This window comes from Desulfomonilia bacterium (assembly GCA_036567785.1).
Taxonomy (GTDB): Bacteria; Desulfobacterota; Desulfomonilia; order UBA1062; family UBA1062; genus DATCTV01.
Genome location: DATCTV010000015.1, coordinates 1 through 2,677, shown reverse-complemented (window position 1 = coordinate 2,677; position 2,677 = coordinate 1). Strand labels below are relative to the sequence as shown.

At 50.9% G+C, this 2,677-nt stretch carries 3 protein-coding genes and 1 tRNA gene; 2 read left to right on the top strand and 2 right to left on the bottom strand.

The annotated features are described in order from the left end of the window. Positions 1–660: site-specific integrase (locus VIS94_03535; GenBank protein ID HEY9160140.1), on the top strand; the 660-nt coding region annotated here is incomplete at its 5' end. A gap of 11 nt (positions 661–671) precedes the next feature. Here the strand turns inward: VIS94_03535 and VIS94_03530 are convergent. Together VIS94_03530 and VIS94_03525 are read right to left on the bottom strand one after the other, a co-directional pair. Further along, the gene (locus VIS94_03530; protein HEY9160139.1) at positions 672–1,685 is read right to left on the bottom strand and encodes a tyrosine-type recombinase/integrase; all 1,014 of its coding nucleotides are present in this window, start codon (positions 1,683–1,685) and stop codon (positions 672–674) included. A gap of 90 nt (positions 1,686–1,775) precedes the next feature. Then, a tRNA-Met gene (locus tag VIS94_03525) sits at positions 1,776–1,847 on the bottom strand. Between the two features lie 320 nt (positions 1,848–2,167). On the opposite strand from VIS94_03525, the gene VIS94_03520 reads away from it, so the two are divergent. Further along, on the top strand, positions 2,168–2,677 hold a 510-nt coding region (locus VIS94_03520), incomplete at its 3' end, for a cytochrome c3 family protein (protein ID HEY9160138.1).

Below are 2,677 nucleotides of genomic sequence, written 5' to 3'. Positions count from 1 at the left end.
TTATTGCGCGACAAAGCAGCTGCTGCAATGCTCTTCCTATCTGGCATGCGTGCCAGCGCTTTTACCACATTACCAATAGAAGCTGTTGATCTTGATAATCTCAGACTTCGCCAATGGCCAGAACTGGGCGTTCATACCAAGAATGGAAAGAAGGCGACTACTTTTCTGTTGAACATTCCTGAAATTCTTGCGCCGGTCCGCCAATGGGATGAATTCGTTCGTAAGTCACTTCCTGGATCAAGTCCCTGGTATGCACCGATCGCGCATTCCTGGGGGGATCAGTTTCTTTCACAGGATGAACCTGGAAAGACGCGTTCTCAGGCGCTTCAAAAACGCCTGGAGTTGTTGTTTTCCATTGCAAACCTTGAATTCAAATCAGCTCACAAATTCCGGCATGGACACGCCGTCTACGGGTTACTTCATGCTCAGACTATGGCGGATTACAAAGCAGTCTCCATGAACCTGATGCACGAGAGTATCGAGATCACGGACAGCACTTACGCTCCCATGCTTTCTTCTGATGTTCAAGAGCGCATTGCGGGTCTGTCTGGGAAGGCGACATCCACGCCGGGTGATGAGCTTGAGGTTTTCCTTAATAAGCTTGATCGCGAAAGCCAGAAAAAGGCATTGATGTTTATCGCAGGAAAGTTGGCTCAATGAAGATTTCCTGGTTACAGACGCATGTTATCAGCTGGGCTGGCTTTGCGATGCGCTTGCTCCACATCTACTTCGGCAATTTGAGCATAATGGCGCACCATATCAAGCGATCCATGTCCGAGCAGCGATTGGAGGGTAAAAACATCTCCTCCAGAGCGCAGGTAGGTGATGGCGAAAGTATGCCTGAATTTATGCGGATAAGCCTTCTTGATTTCTGCCCTGTCTCCCAACCGATTGATCAAAACTCGCAAACTGTCCTTGTTGAAAGCTCGATCCGCATGGCTGATGAAGAGGGGGGCGTCGGGATCGTCCCCATCTTCTCGGCTGGCAAGATAACGCCAAACCGCTTTTCGCGCAACCTTACCCAGGTACACAGTTCGTCCTTTTCCGCCCTTTGCGCCACCTGCCACTCCGTGACGGATGGTGACCTTTCCGGTCTTGAGATCCACATCGTTGATGATCAGAGAACACAACTCAGTTGCTCGCAATCCAGTATCCAGCAACATCAACACAATCGCCTGGTCGCGGTTGGCACTGGGCCGGCGCATCACAAACTTCTTCCTTTCCTCAGTCTGCGATTCGCGCGAGTAAACGCAGGCTTTCAGAAGTTTTTCCACATCTTCTTTCGTAAATGTTTCAACGGGATGTTTTTGAAACTTGGGTGCAGTGATTTCTTTTGCAGGATTAGGGAATTTGAACTCCACCTGCAGCCAACCGAAAAAGGATCGAAACGTCACCCACACATTTCGGATGGATTTAGCGGACAGCGGATCGGAGCTTCCGTTCCAACGTCTCGGTTTATATTCGGTTCTCAACCAGGCCATGTAGCCGGTAAGGTCGGAAGCTTGAATTTCCGACACCTCTCGATCTCCGATGTATTTCAACCAATGACCAAGAGTGAACTCATAGGAGGTAATTGTGCGTTGGCTTAATCCCTCTGCTGTTTTGAATTTAAGGAAGCCATCGATGGCTTTGGCTAAGGAAAGTGAAACTTTGGATTTTGACGTACCCGGCGAACTGCGGTTCATAAGAAATTCCTCCATTTTTGGAAAAATGTCTACCGCTGTGCGCCAGGCTAACGAAAAACCAGAGCCCGACGGACTCTGGTTTGACTTTAGTAGCGGGGAGTGGATTCGAACCACTGACCTTTGGGTTATGAGCCCAACGAGCTACCTCTGCTCCACCCCGCAATGCGCAGGTAATATTATAAGCGCGTTACCGTTCCCCGTCAAGCACCACTTTTTCATCCTGCCGCCACCTTACAATCATCCTACATTTTCGTGATATCCGGCAAATTAACTCGATTTTACCGGATTTTAATCTTGAATTCATTCAATCTCTCCATTATAATAAACTTTGTCCTATTCTGTCTCTCTGAAGGCAGGTTTTTTGATTAACAAAACTCAGGACAAATCTTCCCGGAAAGGTGGTGGTGGCTTTTCCCAAAATTCTTTCTTTGGTTTGCGCAATTTCTCACAAGCATTGAAAATTTCTCTTAGAGGAGAACCAGATGTCGAAAAAACGTGTATTACTTCTTGTTGCGCTGGTGTTGGGCCTGGCCCTACTCCTGGCTGCCTGCCAAAAGACAGCCGAGCCGACCGCCTGCCCCACCTGCCCGACTGCCACCTGCCCCGAAGCAACGCCCTGCCCGGCGGCTGCTGAAGCAGGTCCGGCTGTCCCCTACATGGATGCCTGGAAAGCTGCCGGCCATGCCGCCAGTGATTCCGAAGCCTTCCGTCACTGGGATGCGTCAGATCCAGCCGTCGTCCCCACCAGCTGCGCCAAATGCCATGCCGGCGCCGGCCTGGCTGAGTTCCTGGCCACAGGCAAGAACGAAGCCACCATTGATGCCAAGACCAACATGGGCATCGATTGTGTCTCCTGCCATAACGCTGCTTCTTCTGCCTATACCTCGGTCACCTTCCCCTCCGGTGTCGTCATCTCCGGCCTCGGACGTGAAGCCTTGTGCATGACCTGCCACCAGGGCCGCGAATCCAAGGTCAGCGTGGACGCCCAGATC